This is a genomic window from Pedobacter glucosidilyticus DSM 23534, from assembly GCF_000425145.1.
Classification (GTDB): Bacteria; Bacteroidota; Bacteroidia; order Sphingobacteriales; family Sphingobacteriaceae; genus Pseudopedobacter; species Pseudopedobacter glucosidilyticus.
In genome coordinates this window covers 191,392-213,765 of record NZ_AULF01000003.1, presented here as the reverse complement: position 1 = coordinate 213,765, position 22,374 = coordinate 191,392, and the positions used below count along the sequence as shown (strand labels likewise).

20 protein-coding genes are annotated in these 22,374 nt (G+C 34.0%); 14 read left to right on the top strand and 6 right to left on the bottom strand.

Annotation, left to right across the window (positions count from 1 at the left end; all coding sequences use genetic code 11):
* Positions 1-9 precede the first annotated feature (9 nt).
* The 10 genes from pyrR to H510_RS0100965 all read left to right on the top strand — a co-directional run bounded on the left by pyrR (position 10) and on the right by H510_RS0100965 (position 11,204).
* A complete protein-coding gene (pyrR, locus tag H510_RS0101010) occupies positions 10-558 on the top strand; it encodes a bifunctional pyr operon transcriptional regulator/uracil phosphoribosyltransferase PyrR (protein ID WP_026902601.1) in 549 nt (182 codons plus the stop codon).
* Position 559: 1 nt separating this feature from the next.
* Entirely contained in the window at positions 560-1,498 is a 939-nt protein-coding gene (locus tag H510_RS0101005) for an aspartate carbamoyltransferase catalytic subunit (protein ID WP_026902600.1), read from the top strand.
* Between the two features lie 4 nt (positions 1,499-1,502).
* A complete protein-coding gene (locus H510_RS0101000) occupies positions 1,503-1,823 on the top strand; it encodes a hypothetical protein (RefSeq protein ID WP_026902599.1) in 321 nt (106 codons plus the stop codon).
* A gap of 117 nt (positions 1,824-1,940) precedes the next feature.
* Positions 1,941-4,964, top strand: a complete 3,024-nt coding sequence (locus H510_RS0100995; protein WP_026902598.1) for a tetratricopeptide repeat protein — start codon at positions 1,941-1,943, stop codon at positions 4,962-4,964.
* 53 nt (positions 4,965-5,017) lie between these two features.
* The gene (locus tag H510_RS0100990) at positions 5,018-6,745 is read left to right on the top strand and encodes a TonB-dependent receptor (RefSeq protein ID WP_026902597.1); all 1,728 of its coding nucleotides are present in this window, start codon (positions 5,018-5,020) and stop codon (positions 6,743-6,745) included.
* A gap of 47 nt (positions 6,746-6,792) precedes the next feature.
* Positions 6,793-7,875, top strand: a complete 1,083-nt coding sequence (locus H510_RS0100985; protein ID WP_026902596.1) for an HU domain-containing protein — start codon at positions 6,793-6,795, stop codon at positions 7,873-7,875.
* A 7-nt stretch (positions 7,876-7,882) separates the two neighbouring features.
* The gene (locus tag H510_RS0100980) at positions 7,883-8,575 is read left to right on the top strand and encodes a MotA/TolQ/ExbB proton channel family protein (RefSeq protein ID WP_026902595.1); all 693 of its coding nucleotides are present in this window, start codon (positions 7,883-7,885) and stop codon (positions 8,573-8,575) included.
* Positions 8,572-8,970, top strand: a complete 399-nt coding sequence (locus tag H510_RS0100975; protein ID WP_026902594.1) for an ExbD/TolR family protein — start codon at positions 8,572-8,574, stop codon at positions 8,968-8,970. The genes H510_RS0100980 and H510_RS0100975 overlap by 4 nt, the downstream gene beginning before the upstream one ends.
* Positions 8,967-9,797, top strand: a complete 831-nt coding sequence (locus H510_RS0100970; protein WP_026902593.1) for a hypothetical protein — start codon at positions 8,967-8,969, stop codon at positions 9,795-9,797. The genes H510_RS0100975 and H510_RS0100970 overlap by 4 nt, the downstream gene beginning before the upstream one ends.
* Positions 9,798-9,968: 171 nt before the next feature.
* Complete coding sequence (locus H510_RS0100965; RefSeq protein ID WP_051290987.1) at positions 9,969-11,204, top strand: bifunctional folylpolyglutamate synthase/dihydrofolate synthase; 1,236 nt, start codon at positions 9,969-9,971, stop codon at positions 11,202-11,204.
* A 3-nt stretch (positions 11,205-11,207) separates the two neighbouring features.
* Here the strand turns inward: H510_RS0100965 and H510_RS0100960 are convergent, their stop codons facing one another.
* Genes H510_RS0100960 through H510_RS0100945 form a run of 4 tightly spaced genes read right to left on the bottom strand, consistent with a single transcriptional unit; the run spans position 11,208 to position 16,596 of the window.
* A complete protein-coding gene (locus H510_RS0100960) occupies positions 11,208-12,488 on the bottom strand; it encodes an anthranilate synthase component I family protein (protein ID WP_342662609.1) in 1,281 nt (426 codons plus the stop codon).
* Between the two features lie 60 nt (positions 12,489-12,548).
* Positions 12,549-13,823 (bottom strand): adenylosuccinate synthase, encoded by a 1,275-nt coding sequence (locus H510_RS0100955; protein WP_026902590.1) that lies wholly within the window; start codon positions 13,821-13,823, stop codon positions 12,549-12,551.
* 10 nt (positions 13,824-13,833) lie between these two features.
* On the bottom strand, positions 13,834-14,310 hold the full coding sequence (locus tag H510_RS0100950) for a Fur family transcriptional regulator (protein ID WP_026902589.1): 477 nt from the start codon (positions 14,308-14,310) through the stop codon (positions 13,834-13,836).
* A gap of 54 nt (positions 14,311-14,364) precedes the next feature.
* Positions 14,365-16,596: a RelA/SpoT family protein gene (locus tag H510_RS0100945; RefSeq protein WP_026902588.1), complete on the bottom strand. Its 2,232-nt coding sequence runs from the start codon at positions 16,594-16,596 to the stop codon at positions 14,365-14,367.
* A gap of 149 nt (positions 16,597-16,745) precedes the next feature.
* Here H510_RS0100945 and H510_RS0100940 point away from each other — a divergent pair, with 149 nt between their 5' ends.
* The 4 genes from H510_RS0100940 to H510_RS0100925 all read left to right on the top strand — a co-directional run bounded on the left by H510_RS0100940 (position 16,746) and on the right by H510_RS0100925 (position 19,977).
* Positions 16,746-17,315 (top strand): DUF4294 domain-containing protein, encoded by a 570-nt coding sequence (locus H510_RS0100940; RefSeq protein WP_245584769.1) that lies wholly within the window; start codon positions 16,746-16,748, stop codon positions 17,313-17,315.
* Positions 17,315-17,818: a glutathione peroxidase gene (locus H510_RS0100935; RefSeq protein WP_026902586.1), complete on the top strand. Its 504-nt coding sequence runs from the start codon at positions 17,315-17,317 to the stop codon at positions 17,816-17,818. The genes H510_RS0100940 and H510_RS0100935 overlap by 1 nt, the downstream gene beginning before the upstream one ends.
* 2 nt (positions 17,819-17,820) lie before the next feature.
* Positions 17,821-18,543 carry a bacillithiol biosynthesis deacetylase BshB1 gene (bshB1, locus tag H510_RS0100930; RefSeq protein ID WP_026902585.1) on the top strand — a complete coding sequence of 241 codons (723 nt, stop codon included), beginning with the start codon at positions 17,821-17,823 and terminating at the stop codon, positions 18,541-18,543.
* A 75-nt stretch (positions 18,544-18,618) separates the two neighbouring features.
* Positions 18,619-19,977 (top strand): acyl-CoA dehydrogenase family protein, encoded by a 1,359-nt coding sequence (locus tag H510_RS0100925; protein WP_026902584.1) that lies wholly within the window; start codon positions 18,619-18,621, stop codon positions 19,975-19,977.
* Between the two features lie 47 nt (positions 19,978-20,024).
* Here H510_RS0100925 and lat read toward each other — a convergent pair whose 3' ends face one another.
* Both lat and H510_RS0100915 read right to left on the bottom strand, forming a co-directional pair.
* Complete coding sequence (gene lat / locus H510_RS0100920) at positions 20,025-21,356, bottom strand: L-lysine 6-transaminase (protein WP_026902583.1); 1,332 nt, start codon at positions 21,354-21,356, stop codon at positions 20,025-20,027.
* An 87-nt stretch (positions 21,357-21,443) separates the two neighbouring features.
* A complete protein-coding gene (locus H510_RS0100915; protein ID WP_026902582.1) occupies positions 21,444-22,331 on the bottom strand; it encodes a 1-aminocyclopropane-1-carboxylate deaminase/D-cysteine desulfhydrase in 888 nt (295 codons plus the stop codon).
* Between the last annotated feature and the right edge of the window lie 43 nt (positions 22,332-22,374).

Below are 22,374 nucleotides of genomic sequence, written 5' to 3'. Positions count from 1 at the left end.
AAAAGACTGATGCAAAATTTAACCCTTCTTGACGGTCAGAAATTTCAAATTACTTTAAAACGCCTTTGTCATCAGTTAATAGAAAATCATAATGATTTTTCTGATTCTGTTATCATTGGTATACAACCACGCGGACCTTATTTATCCAATAGAATTGCTAGTGAGCTAAAGCAAATCATCCCGAATGCTACTATCAATCATGGTAATTTAGATATTACTTTTTACAGAGATGATTTTAGAAGAAGTGATTCTCCTTTACTACCCAATAGCACACATATAGATTTTATCATCGAAGGAAAAAAAGTAATTTTAGTAGACGATGTTTTATGGACAGGCAGAACTATTAGAGCTGCTATGGATGCCATGCTTGCTTTTGGCAGGCCCGCAAAGGTAGAATTACTGGTTTTAGTAGATAGAAGATACTCTAGACAATTACCTGTTGAGCCAGATTATATAGGTATACAGGTAGATTCTATATCATCACAAAAGGTGGTTGTAAGTTGGAAAGAAGCAGACGCAGAAGATAAAGTTATTTTGATATCAGACAATAAAAAGTAAAATGCCAGAACAAGCAAATAGATTAAGCAGTAAGCATCTTTTAGGAATTAAAGACCTTAATACAAAAGATATTGAACTGATTCTTGAAACTGCTGATACTTTTAAAGATGTGATAAACAGACCTATAAAAAAAGTTCCATCTTTAAGAGATATCACCATAGCAAATATCTTCTTCGAAAATTCTACCAGAACAAAGCTTTCTTTTGAGTTGGCACAAAAAAGACTATCGGCAGATGTTATTAATTTTGCTGCTTCAAGCTCGTCTGTAAGTAAAGGAGAAACCTTAATCGATACGGTAAACAACATCCTCTCCATGAAAGTGGATATGGTAGTCATGAGACACCCTTACGCTGGTGCTGGTGTTTTTTTAAGTAAACATATCAATGCGCAAATTGTAAATGCTGGTGACGGAGCGCATGAACATCCAACGCAAGCATTATTAGATGCTTTCTCTATCAAAGAAAAATATGGTGATGTAGCAGGTAAAAAAGTAGTAATTGTTGGTGATATTTTGCACTCAAGAGTAGCTCTATCTAATATACTATGTTTACAAAAACTAGGAGCAGAAGTTAAAGTTTGTGGTCCTACAACGTTAATTCCCAAATATATCCATACCCTAGGTGTAAAAGTAGAACACAATTTAAGAAAAGCATTAAACTGGTGCGATGTTGCCAATATGCTGAGAATACAACTAGAAAGACAAGATATTAAGTATTTTCCATCATTAAGAGAATACTCTATGATGTATGGACTAAATAAACAAATTTTAGACTCTTTAGATAAAGAAATCACGATTATGCACCCAGGCCCTATCAACAGAGGGGTAGAGATAACCAGCGATGTAGCAGATAGTAAACAGTCTATCATCTTAGACCAAGTAGAAAACGGTGTTGCCGTAAGAATGGCAGTTTTGTACCTATTAGCCAGCCAAAAGCAATAAATTCATGGATGCAGAAGAATTAGCTTTTTTAGAAAGTTGGGAAATTAGAAGAAGAAAATGGAGGTGGGGCAGAGTTTTTTTTAATACCATTTTATATATAGCTGTTCCTGTAGTGCTAACTATAGACTTTATCAATTTTTTCATCATTGCTGATACAAATTTTGGTTTTTTTAGTTTAGAACATTTATGGGAGTTTTTAAAAACACTTTTAGTTTTCTCTCTTATTATTGGCTCGTCTTTTGGAGTATTTTATTGGTATTCTAACGAGCTAAAATTCCAAAGACTTACCCGAAAGCAAGAAAAAGAGAATAAAAACATAATTTAAATTAATGTTATTAGTTTTTATATTAAATGTCTGTTAAATTCGTTTCAAACATTTAATAATTAAATTCTGGTGCATTTGTTTAAATACACAAATAACCTTTTAGAATGTTAAATTACTATGCTTAAAAAAATTACTGTATTTACATCATTCCTATTTTTTGGTTTACAAATTCAGGCACAAATTCCACTTCAATATGATTTAAATAATCAGTATAAAAAAGGTTTAGAGTTATTAGAGCAGAAAAAATATGTAGCTGCCTCCTCTATTTTTCAGGAGGTTGAGAAATTACGATACACAACATCTACACAAGTTGATGGCAGATTAAATATTTCTGAAATAAAAATAAATGCTCAATATTATAGAGCTTTATGTGCATTAGAGCTTAAAAATGAAGATGCTGAGGAATTGTTTCTAAAATTTATTAGGCAACATCCAGAAAACGCTAAAACAAAACAGGCATATTTTCAAGTTGGTAAATCATACTTTCAACAAGGGAAATATCAAGACGCTTTAAATTGGTTTACTAAAGTAAGCTCTATAGATTTGGTTGGAGATGATGAAACAGAGTATAAATTTAAAACCGCGTACTCATATTTTGAAACTAAAGATTATGCAAATGCCAAACCGCTATTTGGTTTAGTAAAAGATCGTCCTTCGGTATATCAAGAACAGTCTATTTATTACTATGCTTATATTTCCTATCTGGATAAAGATTATAAAGTTGCCTTAACTAACTTCGAGAAGCTAAGAAATGCTAAAAATTACGAGTCTAGCTATCCATATTATATCTCTGCTATTTATTTTTTAGATAAGCGTTATGATGATGTTTTAGCCTATACCATACCGATTTTAAACACCACCAAGCAGCAATATGAGACAGAAATGTTCAGGATTGTAGCCGCTTCTTATTTTGCTAAAGAAAATTACAATGAAGCGCTTAAATATTATGAGCGTTTTATGGCAAATGATAAAGGAAAAACCCAAAACAACCAAGACTCTTACCAAATAGGCTATACTTATTATAAGCTAAAAAACTATAATAAATCTATAGATCAATTAATCAAGCTTAATAAAGATTTGAATAATTACAGTCAGTATGGTTTATATACTTTGGGTGATTCTTATATCCAAACCAATAATAAACAAGGTGCAAGAAATGCTTTTTTAGAGAGCTCAAAACTAAATTTTGATAAACAACTTAAAGAAGATGCTTTGTTAAACTTTGCTACGCTATCTTACGAATTACAGTTTCATAACATCGCATTAGATGCAACTCAAGAATATATCAAAACCTATCCGCGTTCTGCTAAAATTAACGAGGCTAAAACCTTATTAGCAAATGTGTTATTAAGCACCAAAAATTATCGCGATGCTATTGATATCTTAGAAACCATCAACAATAAAAATGAAGATGCGCAGGAAGCTTATCAAAAAGTAACTTATTACAGAGGTCTAGAGCATTTTAATGAAAGAGCTTTTGAGAATGCTATTGGTATGTTTTTGAGGTCTAATAATTTCCCTTTAGATAAAGACATCCATGCTTTAGCCACTTATTGGTGTGCAGAAGCCATGTACGAAGTGCGTAAATTTGGAGAATCTGTAGAGTATTTTGAGAATTTCTTAAAAATGCCAGCTGCCAGAAAAACAGATTTATTTAATTACGCCAATTATGCCTTAGGTTATGCCGCTTTAGAAGGAGAGAATTATCCCAAAGCAGTAACGCACTATAATAGATTTTTAAATGGAAGTGAGAAGGATAGTAAAACTATTAATGATGCTACATTAAGATTAGCTGATGCTTATTTTGGAGCTAAAAATTACGGCAGTGCATTAACTTATTACAACAGAATTATAGCGCTTAATACCAGCAGTAAAGATTATGCTTTATTTCAAAAAGGGATTATTGAAGGCTTACAAAATCAGCCTCAAGCAAAAATTGCAACTTTACAATCTCTGTTAAGTCAGTTTCCAAATTCTAACTATGCTGATGATGCAGGTTTTGAAATTCCTTATACCTACTTTTTAATAGGTGAGGGAGAAAAAGCTAAAGCAGATTTAACCGTCTTTATAGCTAAATATCCTAGAAGTGCTTACGTTTCTAGAGCGCTTATTACCATTGGTTTGGTGCAATATGACCAGAAGAATGATAATGAAGCTTTAGCGACTTTCAAAAAGGTAGTGAGCGATTATAAATCAACCGACGAAGCTCAGCAAGCTATCAAATTAATAGAAAGAATTTATGTTGACATGGGTAACGCATCAGCATTTATAGATTATGCTAATTCAACCTCCATAGGAAACTACACTTTAGCAGAACAAGATAATATCATGTTTCAGGCGGCAAATAACATGTATTTAAGAGGAGATTGGGCAGGTGCTGTAGAGTCTGTAAACGCTTATTTTGATAAATTCCCTAAGGCCATTAAAGATAAGCATGCAAAATTCATTAGGGCAGAGAGCTATAAAAACTTAGGTAAATTTGCTCCAGCCATTATTGATTATGAATATATCCTTAACGATTGGACGAGCGAGTTTACTGAAAAAGCCTTAATCAGTATCTCAAATATCTACTTAAAAAATAAGCAATATAACGAGGCTATTGTACACCTTAAAAAGTTAGAAATTGCTTCTGAATATAAATCAACCTATCAATTTGCTATCAATAATTTAATGGTGGCTTATGAAGGCTTAGCCGTTCCAGATCAAACATTAAAATATGCCCAAATTATAAAAGACTATGAGAAATCATCAGAGCAAGATAAAAATCTAGCTACTTTATATGCCGGTAAGGCTTATTTGCTAACCGCAGATACAACAACGGCTGTTAAAGAATTAACTTTCTTGTCTAAAAATGCTAAAACTATTCAAGCGGCAGAGGCAAAATATCTTTTAGCCAATATTCAATATTTGAAAAAGGATTATAAAGAATCTCAAAAAACATTATTTGATTTAATTAACAACCTGCCCAATTATGATTATTGGGTGGCTAAGAGCTTTATTTTATTAGCTGATAACTATGTGGCTTTAAAAGATACTTTTCAAGCTAAAAGTACCTTGCAAAGTATCATAGAAAACTATGAGGGAGACGACGATATATTACCAACAGCTAAAGAAAAACTTCAAGCTATAACAAGTAAATAAGAAATTTATTTTATCAGCATTTCTATAATAAGAAGTACAATTAAATGATAAACATGATATTAAAATATAAGATAAAAGCATTTTTAAGTTTAGGATTGATGATTTCTTTGCCTGTTTTTTTACAAGCACAGGTTAAGCCAGAGGAGCAAAAACCTAAAACTACTCAGCAACCTACAGAAGAAGAAAGCAAAACATCTGTAACAGAGGAAATAGAGGTTGTTAGAGAATATAAACCCATTTTGGCTGATGCTGTTAAAATAAGACGTAATCCAGATTTAAATAGTAATAAAGCTTTTAATCCGAGAGTTCGGTATAATTTATTAGATAAAAGATTAGAGCTCAACTCAGAAATAAGGACTTTAGAAGCGCAGCAATTAAAACCTATTAAAGATGAAGATTTGCAGAATAACTACGCAAAAGCTGGTTTAGGTAATTTAGGAACTACTTTAGGCAGCTTACATTTAGGTACTGGCAGAGACCAAGCACTACAAGCTGGGTTTAATTTTGACCATTGGAGTATGAGTGGTAAGTTAAATCAGCAAAAAATGTCTGAACAAGATTTAGGTATTTACGGCAGAAGTATAGGCGAACAAATTGTATTAGATGGAAAGATTAATTATAACCGTAGAACTAATTATTTTTATGGTTTAGACCCGGCAGGTTCTTTTACCAATACAGACCCAGTTAAGCAAAGATTTAATTTTATTGAAGGTAAAGGCGAGCTTTACAATCGTGTTGATGCTTATGACGAAAATAAGCTGGCTTACGCCGCTCAGTTATACGGTTATTTATTTAATAATATTTTTGAAGGGAAAGAAAACACCATCATTGTTTCTGGTGGTTTAAGCAAAAACATTAGTAAGTTTCAAATTGGTGCAAATGCCAATTTAGATTTTACCACTACTAGAGATAGGGGATATGGTTCCTTAAATAATCATATTTTAAAGTTAAATCCTTTTGTTAAAATAGATGGCGAGCAATTTAAAGTTATAGCGGGTATTAATTATGTGAATGAATTTGGTGGTGATAACCAACGTATGAATTTATTCCCTGCTGCTAGTTTAGATTTTACATTGATAAAAAATTACCTGTCTGTTTTTGGTGTTTTAGGTGGCGATGTTCATAAAACCCGTTTAAAAGATTTAAGCTATACCAATCCGTTTTTAAACGAGAATATTAACATCAGAAACCAAATAGAAAAATTTAGTATTGAAGGTGGTGTAAAAGGTACTTTATCTGCTAATATTGGTTATAAAGCATCGGTACACTATAAAACTATTGGAGATTTTAGCTATTTCGTAAACGATTCTACAAGACTGCAAACTTTCCAAGTTGAATATCTTACAGAAAACAGTAATGTCTTAGGTTTAACCGGAGAGCTTAATGTTCAATTTTCAAAAGCCTTTAGGTTAGATGGTAAACTAGAGTTAAATCAATACAACTTAAAAAACGAATTAAATGCTTGGTATTATCCAGGTGTTAGATTAAGTTCTACAGCATCATTCAACATCACAGAGAAACTGAAAATAGATGCTGATGTTTATTTGCAAGGAGAAACTAAAGCAAAGCTGTATAATACATCATCGGTAGATCCTAATGATTTTCAGGTAAGAACCATTAAAGCTTTTGCTGATTTGGGCGCAGGGGCATCTTATCAGATAAATAATAAATTTGGTGCATTTTTAAGGGTTAATAACCTTTTAGGTACAGCTTATGAGCGCTATTTATTTTATCCAAACTACGGATTTAATATCTTAGGTGGTTTAAGTTATGGTTTTTAAAGGCAATATTTTTTGGTAGGATAAAAAAGACTATTTTTACAACATCAATGGATATTTCCTTTAATATAAAAGATATTTTAGACAAGCATAGTCTGGTTATTTTGCCAGATTTAGGTGTGTTTTATAAAAAAAGACAGGAAGGTTTTTATGATGATCAAAAACAGGCTTTCTGTCCACCTAAAGAAATCATTGGCTTTTCTAACATCATCCCAGAAGAATCTCAAAATCCAGCTTTAGAATATATTTGCAAAACCAGAAAGGTTTCAATGGCATCTGCAGATTATTTATTAAACCAATTTGTATCTGAGCTCCGTGATATCTTAAACCAAAAGAACGAGTTACCCTTACAAGGTTTAGGTAAATTAATTAAAAAAGATGAGGTATTGGTTTTTGAAGAAGAAAAAGCAATTGAAACCAATTTAGCTTACTTTGGTCTACCTCTAGTTAGTTTAACTACTCATAACGAAACCGAAAGCACAAAAGATAAACATGAGGAAGAGGAGTTATCTTTTTCTTTAGCGGAACAGGCGTTACAAGCTTCTTTACCAATAACAGATGGTACGCATAAAAGAAAATCTAACAGGTGGATTTTTATATTTATCCCGGTAATAGTAGTTTTAATAACCGCTTTATCACTTTATTTCATTAGACCCGATTTATACAATCAGTATTTTAATCCTAACCTTTATAGTAAAGACAATAAGGTAGTGGTGCCAATTGGTTTGCCACAAGAAAATAGCCGTATAGGTATTAGTCAAAAAGATGCTACAATAGCAGACTCTGTTTATAATGAAATAGAGAAAAATGCAAAAGCACAAGGCTTAGAAATAGAGAAAATTAAAGATTCTACCAATGTTACGATTAGCAACACTGCTGTACCAAATAAGTCTGATATACGTTATGAAATTATCATTGCTGCGTGGCAAACCAGAGCTAAGGCAGAAGATCAGGTTAAAAAACTTAAAGCAAATGGTATAAATGCTTTTATTGTAGAAGATGCCGATGGGCCTATGATTAAAATAAGTGCTGCCACTTTTTATAATAAAGCAGAAGCAGAGGCCGAATTAAAAAGAGTAAGAGAAGAATTAAATCCAGAGGCTTTTATTAAGCCTATAAAACCTTTAAAATAAATTATATATGTTTTTACAAGATATCGGAGTAGATACTTTATCCAATACCATCCAAGCTATGCAAGCCCCACAACAGGCAGAAGAATTAAGCTTATTTGACTTGTTAACAAAAGGTGGCTGGGTAATGATTCCCTTAGCCTTATTAGCTTTTTTAGGTTTGATTATATTTTTTGAGCGTTATTTTACCATCAGAAAAGCAGCAAAAGACGAATCGCAGTTAACCATGCAGGTACGCTCTAGTATCAAAAGTGGAAATCTGGATGCTGCCTTAGCTATTTGTAAAAGTAGTAATTCTCCTTTAGGTAGAATGCTACAAAAAGGCTTGTTAAGAATTGGTAGACCCATAAAAGATATAGAAGGAGCCATAGAAAACGTAGGAAAGCTAGAAGTTTCTAAGCTTGAAAAAAACATTGGTATTTTGGGTATTATAGCAGGTATTGCGCCTATGTTAGGTTTCGTAGGTACTATTATTGGAGTAATTACCATTTTTCATGATGTATCCGTAAAAGGAATTATAGAAATTGGTACCATTTCTGGAGGTCTATATGTGAAGATGATTTCATCTGCCACAGGTCTTATCATCGGTATTATTGCCTATATCTTTTATAATATCTTAAATATCATGGTAGATAAGGTAATCCTAAAAATGGAGACAGATTCTATCGAATTTATTGACTTGTTAGAAGAACCAGGAAGATGAATTTAAAAAAAAGAAAAAGACCACATGTAGAAGTACATACAGCAGCGTTAAACGATATTATGTTTTTCCTGTTATTGTTCTTTCTATTGGCTTCTGCAGTTGTAAACCCAAATGTGGTAAAGTTATTTTTACCGAGATCTAGCTCTGGACAGGCTGTTCCACAAAAAACCATAAATGTCTCTATCACTAAAGAATTAGAATATTTTGTGGAGAAAGAGCAGGTGCCTTTTGAACTTCTGGAACAAAAGATTTTACCCTATCAGCAAGCCAACCCTGATTTAACTATTATTTTGTTTGCAGATAGAAGTATTGCCATTGAAAATATCGTTAATTTAACAGATATAGCGAACAAACTCAAAATAAAGCTTGTTTTAGCAACAGAAACTAAAAAATGATTAACCTCTTAAAATCAAATCCTGATAACAATTACCCAAAAGCCATTGCCTGTGCTTTAGGGCTTCTTATTGGTTTTTTATTGTTAAGCATTTTTTACATCATTAACACGGCACAGCCACCTGAAGAAGTTGGTGTAGGAGGAATTATTGTTAATTACGGGACTTCTGATGAAGGTATGGGTAATGATTATATGAGTATCGAGGAACCTTCTGTAGATCCTAATGCTAATTTAACCGCCCCAGATAAAATTGTACCCGATGCTAATACAGCCGAGACACCTACCACGCAAAATAATGCTAACGATATTGTAACGCAGGATATGGAAGATGCGGTGGCTGTTAAAACTAAAACAAATGCTAGTAGTACAGCTCCTAGCCAAAATACAGATGTTAAAGAAACAAAGCCAACCATTAACCAAAACGCTTTATATAAGGGGAATAAAAATAAAGGTTCTGGTGCTGGCGATGGTATTACAGGTACCCCGGGAAACCAAGGTAAACCAACTGGCGACCCTTTAGCTAACAATTATGATGGTACTGGCTCTGGCAATGGAGGCGTGGCATTATCTTTAGCGAGTAGAAGATTTGTGAGTAGTCCTACTATTAAAGATAATGGACAGAAATCAGGTAAAATAGTTGTTGAGATTAGGGTTGATAAAAACGGAGTTGTTACCAGTGCCAAAGCGGGTGCGAGAGGTACAACTTTAACAGATGCTGATTTATGGGATAAATGCGAAGCCGCCGCAGTAGGTTCAAGATTTAATATCTTAGAATCTGCCCCAGAAACACAAATTGGATACATCACTTTTAACTTCAAAGTGAAATAAAACGAATTTTTAAACGGTATATAGGTGTCTAGAATCTCATATCGCAATACGCATATCTAAAAAGGCATCTCAATACTCACTTCTCAATACGCATATCTAACAAAAGTGTCTCCATACTCAAATCAAAAAAAATATCAGCAAACGCTGGATTATTTATACGCTAAGTTGCCGATGTTCACTCGTATCGGAGCTGCGGCTATAAAGAAAGATTTAACCAATACATTAGCCTTTTGTGAGGTTTTGGGTAATCCTCATCAAAAAATAAAAACCATACATGTTGCGGGTACCAATGGAAAAGGTTCCGTATCACACATGCTGGCAGCCGTTTTACAAAAGGCGGGTTATAAAACCGGTCTATATACCTCGCCACATTTAAGAGATTTTAGAGAGCGTATTAAGATAAACGGAGTAATGATGTCTGAAGATGATGTTATTCGCTTCGTAACGCTTCATCAAAAAGTTATAGAGGATATATCACCTTCTTTTTTTGAGGTAACCGTTGCTATGGCTTTTGATTATTTTGCCCAGCAAGAAGTAGATATAGCTGTTATAGAAGTAGGTTTAGGAGGGAGATTAGATTCTACTAATATCATCACTCCAGAGCTTTCTGTTATTACCAATATTGGTTATGACCATGTGAATATTTTGGGCGATACTTTAGCGCAGATAGCATCTGAAAAGGCAGGTATCATCAAGCAAAATATACCAGTTGTTGTAGGAGAATATTTAGATGAAACATTGCCTGTTTTTATTGCGAAAGCTAAGCAAGAAAATGCTAATACACGTTTTGCTGCTGATGAACTTGAAGTCAAAGTCATCAATCAAACAGCTCAAAAGATGGAGCTTGAGGTGAAAAGCAAATTCATAAATGCTCAATTTAACTTAGATTTGGCAGCAACCTATCAAATTAAAAACTTAAAGACTGTCTTATTAGCTGTTGATGAACTTCAAAAGAAAGGCTTTAACATAACTTTAGAAAATTTAAAAGATGCGCTTTCTGCTGTAAAGAAAATAAGTGGTTTAATGGGGCGTTGGCAAGTTTTACAGCAAAAGCCTTTAGTTATTTGCGATACCGGCCATAATGAAGATGGTATAAAAGAAGTTCTGAAAAATATAGCGCTTACACCTCATCAAAACCTACACATGGTTATCGGTATGGTGAAAGATAAAGATATCGCTAAAGTCTTAAGTTTATTACCGCTTGATGCTACTTATTATTTTTGCGCACCTCAATTAGAAAGAGCTAAGCCTGCACAAGAACTCGCTGATGAGGCCATTTCTTTAGGCTTTAAAGGCAAAGTATTCCCTTCTGTTTTAGATGCCTTAGAAGCAGCTAAAAATGAAGCTAAAAAAGATGATTTGGTTTTTGTAGGAGGCAGTACTTTTGTAGTGGCAGAGGTGGTATAAGTTTTAATCAATTTCCACACTTCCATTAACACTTGCTAACATAGCACTAATTTTTAATAGACACTCTTCATATTCATTTTCTGCATCAGCATAGAATGTGATGGCGCTACCAGCATGAAAAGATAGGTATTTAGAACTTTCATTGTACAGAACACTTCTAATGACTACATTAAAATCAAAATCTTGATTGGGCGTGATATAGCCTATGGCTCCAGAATAAATACCTCTTTTACTTTTTTCATACTGCTCCATCAATTGCATGGCTTTTATTTTTGGAGCACCTGTCATACTTCCCATAGGGAAAGTATTTTTAATGATTTCTGTTAAACTCAATTTTTCGTCTACTTCACAAACAACAGTAGAAATCATTTGATGTACTTGCTTAAAGCTGTAAATACCAAAAAGTTCCTCCACAGCTACAGTTCCTTTTTTTGCCGATTTAGTTAAGTCATTCCTTACCAAATCAACAATCATCACGTTTTCTTGCTGCTCCTTTGGATGATTTGCCAAGGCTTCCTTGATGGCTTTATCTTCTTCCGGATTTTTTCCTCTTTTGGCAGTTCCTTTTATAGGTTGCGATGTTATTTTACTTCCTCTTTTGGCTAAAAAACGTTCTGGACTAGCACCTAAAACGTATTTATCTTTCCATTTAAAAAAGCTAGAAAATGGGGTAGGAGATAGTTGACTTAACCTTTCATAAACTTGTATAGGATTTATGCTTGTGAGCTCTTTATAAAACTCGATACAAAAATTGGTTTCATAAATATTTCCGGCTGCTATTTCTTGCTGTATTTGTTTTACCGTTTCGATATATTCTTTTTTAGAGAATTTGCAGTTGATTTCAATAGGAGGTAGGCTTTGCTCTTCTTCTATGCTGGTGTTAGAAATAGCGGTTAAAACTTGCTCAGCATCATCACTTATGATATTCAAATCATCGCCTTTTACAAGAATAAGATGTTTGGGTACAAAGAAAAATAAGTCTGGAAAAGCTAATGAATCTTTGTTGCGAGATATTAAATCCTCTACCTCATTTTTTAAATCGTAAGCAAAGCCACCAATTAACCAGCTTTGGTGTTTGTTTTTGAATGCTTCTAATTGCGAGAAAGCATCCCCGTAAGGAGTTTCTAAGCAATCTATAGCGTCTACAGCAATTAATAAATCGAAAGTAGAATAGGGATCTTTATATTGGTGCGAATCAAAAACGGCGCAGTATTCATGCTGGTTTGCCCATCTTAAAGCTTGTTGTTTAAATACAAACTTATCCTCTATCTTTAACTGCATCATTTGCTGCAAACTTAGGCAAGAAAATAAAAAATCCGAAGGCTTAGCTTCGGATTTTTTTATTTAACACATGGTTAGTGTTTGTGTTCTGTCTGGTCCAACAGATAAATATTTAATAGGAACCTCTAAATGCTTTTCTAAGTAAGCAATATAGTTTTTTAATCTTGCAGGCACTTCTTCTGGTGAGCGTATACCTGTTAAATCTTCATTCCAACCTTCTAACTCTTCGTAAACAGGTTCTGGCTGTATACTGCAAATATCGTAGGGCATATAATCTATGGTTTCGCCATTATAATTATAATGGGTACAAGCGTATATTTTGTCAAAACCGCTTAAAACATCGGCTTTAGTCATCACCAATTGGGTAACACCATTTAATAAAATAGCGTATTTTAAAGCTGGTAAATCAATCCAACCGGTTCTTCTTGGTCTGCCTGTTGTAGCACCAAACTCATTACCAATTTTTCTTAATTCTTCGCCCATTTCATTATCTAGCTCTGTAGGGAAAGGGCCGCCACCAACACGTGTGCAATATGCTTTAAAAATACCAATTACATCGCCAATATTTTTTGGTGCAACACCTAAACCTGTACAAGCACCCGCAGTAGTAGTGTTAGATGAAGTTACAAAAGGGTAAGAACCAAAATCAATATCTAACATGGTACCTTGTGCACCTTCTGCTAATACTGTTTTTCCTTGTTTTAGATAATCATTCACCAAATGCTCGCTATCTACAAAAGGGAATTTTTTAATAAGTTCAATGGCTTCAAAAAAAGCAGCTTCTTTTTCAGAGAAATCTTCAACTTCTCCGTAGTGGGCTAAAATACTTTTATGCTTTTCTACCAGTTTTTGGTAACGTTCTTTAAAATCAGGTAAACCAATATCACCAATTCTTAAGCCGTTTCTACCAGTTTTATCCATGTAAGTTGGTCCAATTCCTTTAAGGGTAGAACCAATTTTACCATCGCCCATTTTCTTTTCAGATGCGGCATCTAAAAGTTGGTGTGTTGGTAGAATTAAATGTGCTTTACGACCAATAAATAGATTTTTCTTTGCTAATAAATCATGTCCAGCATCTTTTAATTTATCTAATTCTCTTTTTAAGATAATAGGGTCTATAACCACACCATTACCAATAAGATTTAAAGTGTTTTTCTCGAAAATTCCGGAAGGGATAGTATTAAGAACGTATTTTTTACCATCAAACTCTAAAGTGTGCCCGGCATTAGGGCCACCTTGGAAACGAGCGATTAGGTCATATTGAGGTGCTAAAACATCAACAATTTTTCCTTTACCTTCGTCGCCCCATTGAAGGCCTAATAAAACATCAACAGCCATTATAAATTAATTAGTTTTTATTGTTGTAAGATTCGCAGTAACCACTACTTAACCTGGTACAATTACCATAAAGATTTAAAGAGTGGTGCTGGATATTAAATTTAAGTAAATCGCCCATCATGGTTTGTATTTGTTGAACGCGAGGGTCGCAAAACTCAACTACTTTACCACAATCTAGGCAAATAATATGGTCGTGTTGTTTGTAACCATAAGATTTTTCAAACTGAGCCATGTTTTTACCAAACTGGTGCTTGGTAACCAAATCACAAGATAGCAAGAGTTCTAACGTGTTATAAACAGTAGCCCTGCTTACACGGTATTTCTTATTTTTCATGTGTATGTAGAGAGATTCTACATCAAAATGATCTGTTCTGGAGTATATTTCTTCGAGTATGGCAAACCTTTCGGGAGTTTTTCTAAGATTTTTATTCTCCAGATAAGATTCGAAAATTTTTTTTACCATCTCAATGGTTTCTTGTACAGCCATAGCGATTGTTAGAGTGTCAAAGTTATCAAAATTTACAATATAGCTAAATGCTTTTTAGTTTTTTACTGATATTGTTTCCTCAGAAGAGTCAAAACGTAGTACATCTGTAATGCCTTTCACCTCTTTTATCTTCTTAATTAGATTCTCAAGGTGTTGAGTATCATTAACATATATCATGATAGTGCCTTGGAAAATACCGTCTTCAGTATCCATTGTAATAGAACGCATATTCACCTTAAAATCATTAGAAATAACCTGTGTTAAGTTATTGATCAGGCCAACCTCATCAATACCTGTAATTTTAAGTCCGGTAAGAAAGGCTAATTGCTTCTGACTGTTCCATTTAGCTTTTACAATTCTGTAGCCAAAGCTCGACATTAATTTGGTTGCATTAGGGCAGTTTGTACGGTGTATTTTTATGCCATCTGATACGGTTACGAAACCAAAAACATCATCACCTGGGATAGGATTACAACAATTAGATAGCTTATAATCTATCTTTTGCATATCCTCACCAATTAATAAAACATCGCTATCATTAGATTTAACTTGTTTAATGATGTTTTGTATTTTCTCAGAATCTATATTTTGCTGAGGTTTTTGCTCAACAACTTTTTCTGATGCTACAAATTCTTTGAGGTCTTTTAAATCAATGATGCCTTTAGCTACATTGTAGAACAAATCTTGCGTAGATTGTAACTTAAAGAAATAGCTCAGTTTATAAATGTTATCAGAGTTATAAGTAATTTTTAAAGATTTCAATTTACGTTCTAAAATCTCTTTACCATCTTCTGCTATTTTGCGTTTTTCTTCCTTTAAGGATGATTTTATTTTAGCTTTAGCTTTTGCGGTAACCACAAAATTTAGCCAATCTTCTTTGGGTGTTTGTTTACCTGAGGTGATAACCTCTACTTGGTCTCCGTTTTGGAGTTTGTAAGATAAAGGCACCAGTTTATGGTTTACTTTAGCACCAATACAACGGGCACCAATATCAGAGTGAATTTCAAAAGCAAAATCTAGCGCAGTAGCTTCTATTGGGAGTTGTATTAAATCGCCTTTAGGGGTAAAAATGAAAATCTCATCAGAGAATAAGTTCATCTTAAAATCATCCAAGAAATCTAAAGCATTAGCTTCAGGATTACTTAAAAGCTCTCTTACTTTTTGCACCCACTGGTCTAAACCACTGTCTGATGATGATTCTTTGTATTTCCAATGCGCAGCAAAACCTTTCTCAGCAATCTCATTCATACGTTGTGTTCTTATCTGAACCTCAACCCATTGCCCTTTAGGGCCCATAACGGTTGTATGTAAAGATTCATAACCATTTGCCTTAGGCGATGAAATCCAGTCTCTTAAACGGTCTGGATTTGGGCGATATAAATCCGTAACAATAGAATATGCCTTCCAGCTATCGGCTTTTTCGTTTTCGGGTTTGCTATCTAAAACAATGCGTATAGCAAATAAATCATAAACTTCTTCAAAAGGAATACCTTTTTTCTTCATCTTGGTCCATATAGAATGGATAGATTTTGGTCTTCCTAACACGTTGGCATGTAGGTCTTGTTCAGCTAAAATCTTATTAATCGGACCTATAAATTCTTTAATAAATAGTTCTCTTTCCGCCTTTTTTTCATTCAGCTTTTGAGCGATGAATTTATACGTTTCTGGCTCCATGTATTTCATGGATAAATCTTCAAGCTCAGATTTTATGGCGTATAAACCTAAACGGTGCGCTAGTGGAGCGTATAAATAAACGGTTTCAGAACAAATTTTAAGTTGCTTATCTCGCGGCATAAAATCCATGGTACGCATATTATGCAAACGGTCTGCTAGCTTAATCAAGATCACCCTAACATCATCAGCTAAGGTTAACAACATCTTTCTAAAGTTTTCTGCCTGCATAGAGCTGTTAGCATCAAAAACTCCTGAAATTTTGGTTAAGCCATCAATTATTTTAGCACATTTTTTTCCAAATTCTCTTTCAATATCTTCTAAAGAGATGTGGGTATCCTCAACTACATCGTGTAATAAGGCGCAAACAATAGAGGTAGTACCCAAGCCAATTTCTTCTGCGGCTATTTGTGCTACAGCAATAGGATGATAGATATAAGGCTCGCCAGATTTACGGCGCATATCTTTATGATTCTCAACAGCCATATCAAAAGCCTGTCTAATCATCTTCTTATCGCCCTTCTTCATGGTTGGTTTACAGGCTCTTAGCAGAGCTCTGTAACGTTTCAATATCTCTGATTTCTCTGCTTCTAAATCTATTATGTAGTCTTTCATCTAAAAATTATCTGTAGCACAAACGATTTTACTTTCCTCTAACAATTATTGGGTTACTTATTATGCAGAAAGGTAATTAATAAGTGATAAATTTGTATATTAAAATTATGAAAATCAAAGGTTTTTTTCTAGGATTCATTTTCTCCCTAATGTCATTTTACGTAATGGCACAAAAACCTATTTTACCTGTTACTGGCAAAAACGATACAATTAAAGTAGCCCTAACAGATGTTGATGGTATCTTAGTCCCTTGGATAGTTCTAAATGAGGTTTCTATTGTAAACAGAAGGATATTTAAATCTCCGGAGGATTTGGCAAAATACAGAAGACTAAAGTATAATGTTCTAAAAGTTTTGCCTTATGCTCGTTTTGCAGGACAAAGATACAGACAACTAGAGAAAGATTTAGCACTCACTTCCAATAAAAGAAAACAAAAAGAGTTAATTAAGAGTTGTGAGAAAGAGATTAAAGATTTGTTTAATCGTGAGATAAAAAATATGACCATCACACAAGGTAGTATTTTAATTAAATTGATTGATAGAGAAACAGGTAACTCTAGTTTTGATCATTTAAAAGAAACCAAAGGAAGAGTTCCTGCATTTTTTTTACAATCTGTAGCAAAAATGTTTGGCCATGATTTAAAGGCCAAATATGATGTAGAGCAGGAAAGAGATATTGAAGCTATCATATTAGCTTCAGGATATTACACTTATCAGTAATGAGCGAAAAAACAGTTTATCAGTTCCGTGTAGAAGATATTAAAGGAACTGAGGTGAGTATGGAGGCCTATAAAGGTAAAGTTTTATTGATTGTTAATACAGCATCAGAATGCGGTTTTACTCCTCAGCTAAAAGATTTAGAAGAGCTTAGGCAGACCTTTGAAGGCGAGAAATTCGAGATTTTGGCTTTCCCGAGTAATGATTTTGGTCAGCAAGAGCCCTTAGAAAATGATGCTATAGGTAAATTTTGTAGCATTAATTACCATACTAGATTTTCTATTTTTAAAAAAGTAAAAGTAAGAGGTCCTTATGCTCATCCCTTATTTAAATTCTTATCAAATAAAGAATTAAACGGTAGGGTGGGCTCTACACCAAGATGGAACTTTCACAAGTTCTTGGTAAATTCTAAAGGTGAAGTGGTAGACTTTTTCTATCCTTTTACCAAACCCAATACTACTCGGGTGAAGAAAAAAATCCAAAAGCTATTAAGCGTTACCAAATAAGCATGAAGTTAGATTTATTATTTATTGCCGTTCATCCTGATGATGTTGAATTGGGTGCTGCCGGAACTATCCTAAAGCATAAAGCTATGGGTAAAAAGGTAGGTGTGGTAGATTTAACTCGAGGAGAATTAGGTACGAGGGGTTCTGCCGAAACAAGAGATGAAGAAGCGGCAGCAGCAGCTGAAATTTTAGGTCTTGATATCCGTGAAAATCTACGCATGAGAGATGGTTTTTTTCAAAACGATGAGCAGCATCAGCTTCAAATTATAGAGGTGATAAGAAAATATCAGCCAGAAATAGTGGTTACCAATGCTCATGATGACAGGCATCCCGACCACGGGAGGGCTTTTCAATTGGTTAATGATGCTTGTTTTTTAGCGGGTTTACCAAAAATTAAAACCACTTATCAGGATGCGGAGCAAAAGGCTCATCGCCCAAGATTATTATTATCTTTTATTCAAGATACTTATATAAAACCTGATATTGTTATTGATATTTCGCTGTATCACCAACAAAAATTACAGGCTATAAGGGCTTATAAAACTCAATTTTATGTTCCGGGAGTAACACTTGATGAACCCCAAACTTATATCTCAAATCCAGATTTTCTAGAAGTTATCATAGGGAGAAGCAGAGAGATGGGTAAATCTATCCAAGTACCTTTTGCGGAGGGTTTCCTTTCTAAGAAGATTTTAGGCGTAGATAGTCTTTTTGATTTAAGATAACCAAATTATCATTCTTAGCATTTTAAAAAACAACACAAACTGTATCTTGTTAATTATAAAACCAATTATCAAGATATGTCAAACGTTTTTTCAAAAGTCAAAAATATTTACCAGCTTTTTAAGTCTGTTGATTTTAAGCAGTTAGAAGCACTTTCTCAAAAAGTAGATTTAAAAGAAGTCATGACCCAATTTAGCAAGCTTGATGAAAAGCAGCTTGCAGGTTTGATGAAAATGGTTGGGGGTAATAAAAAAGTAAAAGAATTACCTCCTATAAATGGTGATTTTTATGAGCTATCTGACTCTTTATCTCCAGAAGATAGAGCCTTACAACTCAAGGTAAGAGCTTTTATGGAGACAGAGATAAAGCCCATTGTTAATAAATATTGGAACAGGGCTGAGTTTCCTCATGAGATTATTCCTAAAATGGCCGAGTTAAATATTTGCGGATTAACTTATGAAGGTTATGGTTGTCCTAACCGTTCTTTTCTAATGGAGGGTATTCTAGCTACCGAAATGGGTAGGATAGACGCTTCTATTGCTACATTCTTTGGCGTACAAAGTGGCTTGGCAATGGGTTCTATTTACATATGTGGTTCTGATGAGCAAAAACAGCGTTGGTTGCCAAAAATGCAAAAAATGGAATTGATAGGTTCTTTTGGATTAACCGAGCCAGAAATTGGTTCTGCAGCAGCAGGCGGTTTAACCACAACAGCTAAAAGAAATGGTGATATATGGGTTTTAAATGGTCAGAAGAAATGGATTGGCAATGCCACTTTTGCTGATGTTAATGTTATTTGGGCTAGAGATTTAGATGATAATCAGGTAAAAGGATTTGTTGTTGAAAAAGGTAACCCTGGTTTTTCTGTAGAGAAGATAGAAAATAAAATGGCTTTAAGGATTGTACAAAACGGCCTTATCACCTTAAAAGATTGTGTAGTAACCGAAGAAAACCGACTACAAAATTGTAATTCTTTTAAAGATGTTGCTAAAGTTTTACAGATGACTAGGGCTGGTGTTGCTTGGATGGCTGTAGGATGCGCAAGAGGAGCTTACGAGAGTGCTTTAAAATATACCAGAGAACGCGTTCAGTTTGGAAAGCCGATAGCTTCCTTTCAGTTGATTCAAAATCATTTGGTAGAGATGCTTTCTAACCTAACAGCTATGCAAACCTTGGTTTTTCAGCTTTCTAAATTGCAAGATGAAGGTAAATTAACAGATGAGCATGCATCCTTAGCAAAAGTATTTTGTACCATGCGTACCCGCGATGTAGTAAGCAGAGCGAGAGAAGTAATGGGAGGAAATGGAATTTTACTAGAATACGATGTCGCCCGTTTTGTTGCAGATGCAGAGGCTATTTATTCTTATGAAGGAACTAAAGAGATAAACTCTTTAATAGTAGGCAGGGCAATTACAGGCTTTAGTGCTTTTGTTTAAATTGAACATATTTTAGCGCAGGTATAAATGCCTGCGCTAAAATTATTTTAAAGCTCTTTTAATACTTTCCTCATCACTTCCATACCTTCGTCTATATGGTTTTCTTGTATAACAAGTGCAGGTCTAAATCTGATGGTACTATAACCACATCCTAAAAACATTACTTTATGTGCCATACCTTTGCTTACAAAATGGTTTCTTTGTTCTGGAGTATCAAAATCAAAAGAACATAATAATCCTTTACCCCTAACATTTTTTATGCGTTCATCTTCTTTTGCTATTTCTTGAAGTTGTTGATAGAGGTAATTCCCAACATGGGCAGCATGGCTGCAAAGTTGGTCTTCTTCAATAATTTCTAAAATTTTTGAAGCTCTTACCATATCTACCAGATTACCTCCCCACGTAGAATTAATTCTGGATGGCACAGTGAATACATTATGTTCTACTTCATCAAGCTTTTTACCGGCTAAAATTCCACATACCTGCATTTTTTTACCAAAAGCAATGATGTCTGGTCGGGCATTTTCCCCAAAATGCTCATGACACCAAAATTTACCTGTTAAACCAACGCCAGTTTGCACTTCATCATAAATTAATAAAGCTTCATTTTCATCACAAAGTAGGCGAACTTGTTCTAAAAACTCTTTTCTGATATGGTTATCACCGCCTTCTGCTTGTATAGGTTCAATGATGATGGCACAAATATCATCCTGATACTTTTTAAAAGCATCTTTTATTTCTTGGATAGATTTAGCTTCTCGTTGAATTAAATCTTTCAGATTTTCATCTGTTAAAGGATATTTTACTTTAGGGTTTGATACCCTAGGCCAATCAAATTTGGCAAACCATTTTGTTTTATTGGGTAGGGTATTGGTTAAACTTAATGTATAGCCTGTTCTTCCATGAAAAGCTTGTTCAAAATGTAAAACTTTAAAGCCTTTTTCTTGCTGATAGCCTTTGGAAAAATTCTTTTGTACTTTCCAGTCCATAGCTGCTTTAAGGGCATTTTCTATCGCTAAACCACCTCCTGCAATAAAAAAGGCATGTGGTAAATAATCTGGGATACCTACCCTAGAAAAAGTTTGAACAAACTGAGCGTATTGTGCTGTATAAATATCAGAATTTGATGGGTTGGTTAATGCTGCTAACAATAGGTTTTGTTTAAAATTATCATCTGCTAACATTTTTGGATGATTATAGCCTAAAGGAACAGACGCAAAACAGGTGAAAAAATCTAATAAGGTTCTGTCATGCTTACTATCATAAATGTGTACGCCTTTACTTTTTTCCATATCAAATAGTAAGTCGTAACCATCAGTTAACACATGTTTGCCTAAAACCTTTTCTACTTCTTTTGGGGCTATATCAATTTTATACATAACACTATCATTTGGTTTTAATATACAAAAAACACCCTAAAAAGCCAAAATGATTTAATGTAGATGAAGATGTTACCTTTGAATAAACTAGAATTTATCTAGCATACCTAATATCCCAAAAATGCCACCTGTATGTATCATCAATATTTTACTATTAGATTTAAAGAAGTCTTGCCTAGCTAAGTCTTGTATAGCAAACATGGCTTTTCCGGTATAAACAGGATCTATTAAAATACCTGTTTTGGAGGTGAAATCTTTGATGAACTGAATCAATTCTGGAGTAGTTTTAGCATATCCACCAAAGTGGTATTGGTCTAGTAAAAGATAATTTGAGTTATTTATCAGTAAAGGTTCAATATCATTTTTTAAGAAAGCGCCACCTTTTAATACAGGTACCATAGCAAATGTGCTAGCTAATTTGTTTAGGTCTATAGCGTTAATAATACCCGCAGCAGTTGTACCCGTACCTGCAGCACAAAAAATATAATCGTAAGATTGTTTTAATTCCGTAATAATCTCTCTACAGCCTATCTCTGCCTCTTTACCAGCACCACCTTCATCAATAAAATAGGCTTCTGGATGATCATTAAAGTGTTCATCAAAAAGTTGCTTTTTGTTTTTATAGGTATCTCGGCTGGTAAAAATTAAATCCATACCATGTATTTTGCATAAACCTAATAAGCTATTATTTGCTTCTTCGCCTCTCACAAAAGCAGTAGTTTTGAAGCCAAATTTAGCACCTGCAGCAGCTGTAGCTAACAAATGGTTAGAGTAAGCTCCACCAAAAGTTACCAGATGGTTTTGCTGGTTTGCTGATGCTTTTATGAGGTTATATTTTAATTTACGCCATTTATTGCCTGAAATAAAAGGGTGTATTAAATCGTCTCTCTTAATAAAGAGCCTGATATTTTGCTGCTTAAAAATAGGATAGGATACTTCTTCCTCAGGACTATAAAATTGCAGGTTAAGCATCATGCAAAATAAAAAAAGCCATCCTAATTAAAGAATGGCTTTTAAA

Bases quoted from the DNA above. Each gene is read 5' to 3' on its own strand.
- H510_RS0100965 (WP_051290987.1), top strand. From the start codon at position 9,969: ATGTTCACTCGTATCGGAGCTGCGGCTATAAAGAAAGATTTAACCAAT.
- H510_RS0100940 (WP_245584769.1), top strand. From the start codon at position 16,746: ATGTCATTTTACGTAATGGCACAAAAACCTATTTTACCTGTTACTGGC.
- pyrR (WP_026902601.1), top strand. From the start codon at position 10: ATGCAAAATTTAACCCTTCTTGACGGTCAGAAATTTCAAATTACTTTA.
- H510_RS0101000 (WP_026902599.1), top strand. From the start codon at position 1,503: ATGGATGCAGAAGAATTAGCTTTTTTAGAAAGTTGGGAAATTAGAAGA.
- H510_RS0100970 (WP_026902593.1), top strand. From the start codon at position 8,967: ATGATTAACCTCTTAAAATCAAATCCTGATAACAATTACCCAAAAGCC.
- H510_RS0100995 (WP_026902598.1), top strand. From the start codon at position 1,941: ATGCTTAAAAAAATTACTGTATTTACATCATTCCTATTTTTTGGTTTA.
- H510_RS0100990 (WP_026902597.1), top strand. From the start codon at position 5,018: ATGATATTAAAATATAAGATAAAAGCATTTTTAAGTTTAGGATTGATG.
- H510_RS0100985 (WP_026902596.1), top strand. From the start codon at position 6,793: ATGGATATTTCCTTTAATATAAAAGATATTTTAGACAAGCATAGTCTG.
- H510_RS0100975 (WP_026902594.1), top strand. From the start codon at position 8,572: ATGAATTTAAAAAAAAGAAAAAGACCACATGTAGAAGTACATACAGCA.
- lat (WP_026902583.1), bottom strand. From the start codon at position 21,356: ATGTATAAAATTGATATAGCCCCAAAAGAAGTAGAAAAGGTTTTAGGC.
- H510_RS0100955 (WP_026902590.1), bottom strand. From the start codon at position 13,823: ATGGCTGTTGATGTTTTATTAGGCCTTCAATGGGGCGACGAAGGTAAA.
- H510_RS0100980 (WP_026902595.1), top strand. From the start codon at position 7,883: ATGTTTTTACAAGATATCGGAGTAGATACTTTATCCAATACCATCCAA.
- H510_RS0100950 (WP_026902589.1), bottom strand. From the start codon at position 14,310: ATGGCTGTACAAGAAACCATTGAGATGGTAAAAAAAATTTTCGAATCT.
- H510_RS0100925 (WP_026902584.1), top strand. From the start codon at position 18,619: ATGTCAAACGTTTTTTCAAAAGTCAAAAATATTTACCAGCTTTTTAAG.
- H510_RS0100945 (WP_026902588.1), bottom strand. From the start codon at position 16,596: ATGAAAGACTACATAATAGATTTAGAAGCAGAGAAATCAGAGATATTG.
- H510_RS0100960 (WP_342662609.1), bottom strand. From the start codon at position 12,488: ATGATGCAGTTAAAGATAGAGGATAAGTTTGTATTTAAACAACAAGCT.
- bshB1 (WP_026902585.1), top strand. From the start codon at position 17,821: ATGAAGTTAGATTTATTATTTATTGCCGTTCATCCTGATGATGTTGAA.
- H510_RS0101005 (WP_026902600.1), top strand. From the start codon at position 560: ATGCCAGAACAAGCAAATAGATTAAGCAGTAAGCATCTTTTAGGAATT.
- H510_RS0100935 (WP_026902586.1), top strand. From the start codon at position 17,315: ATGAGCGAAAAAACAGTTTATCAGTTCCGTGTAGAAGATATTAAAGGA.
- H510_RS0100915 (WP_026902582.1), bottom strand. From the start codon at position 22,331: ATGATGCTTAACCTGCAATTTTATAGTCCTGAGGAAGAAGTATCCTAT.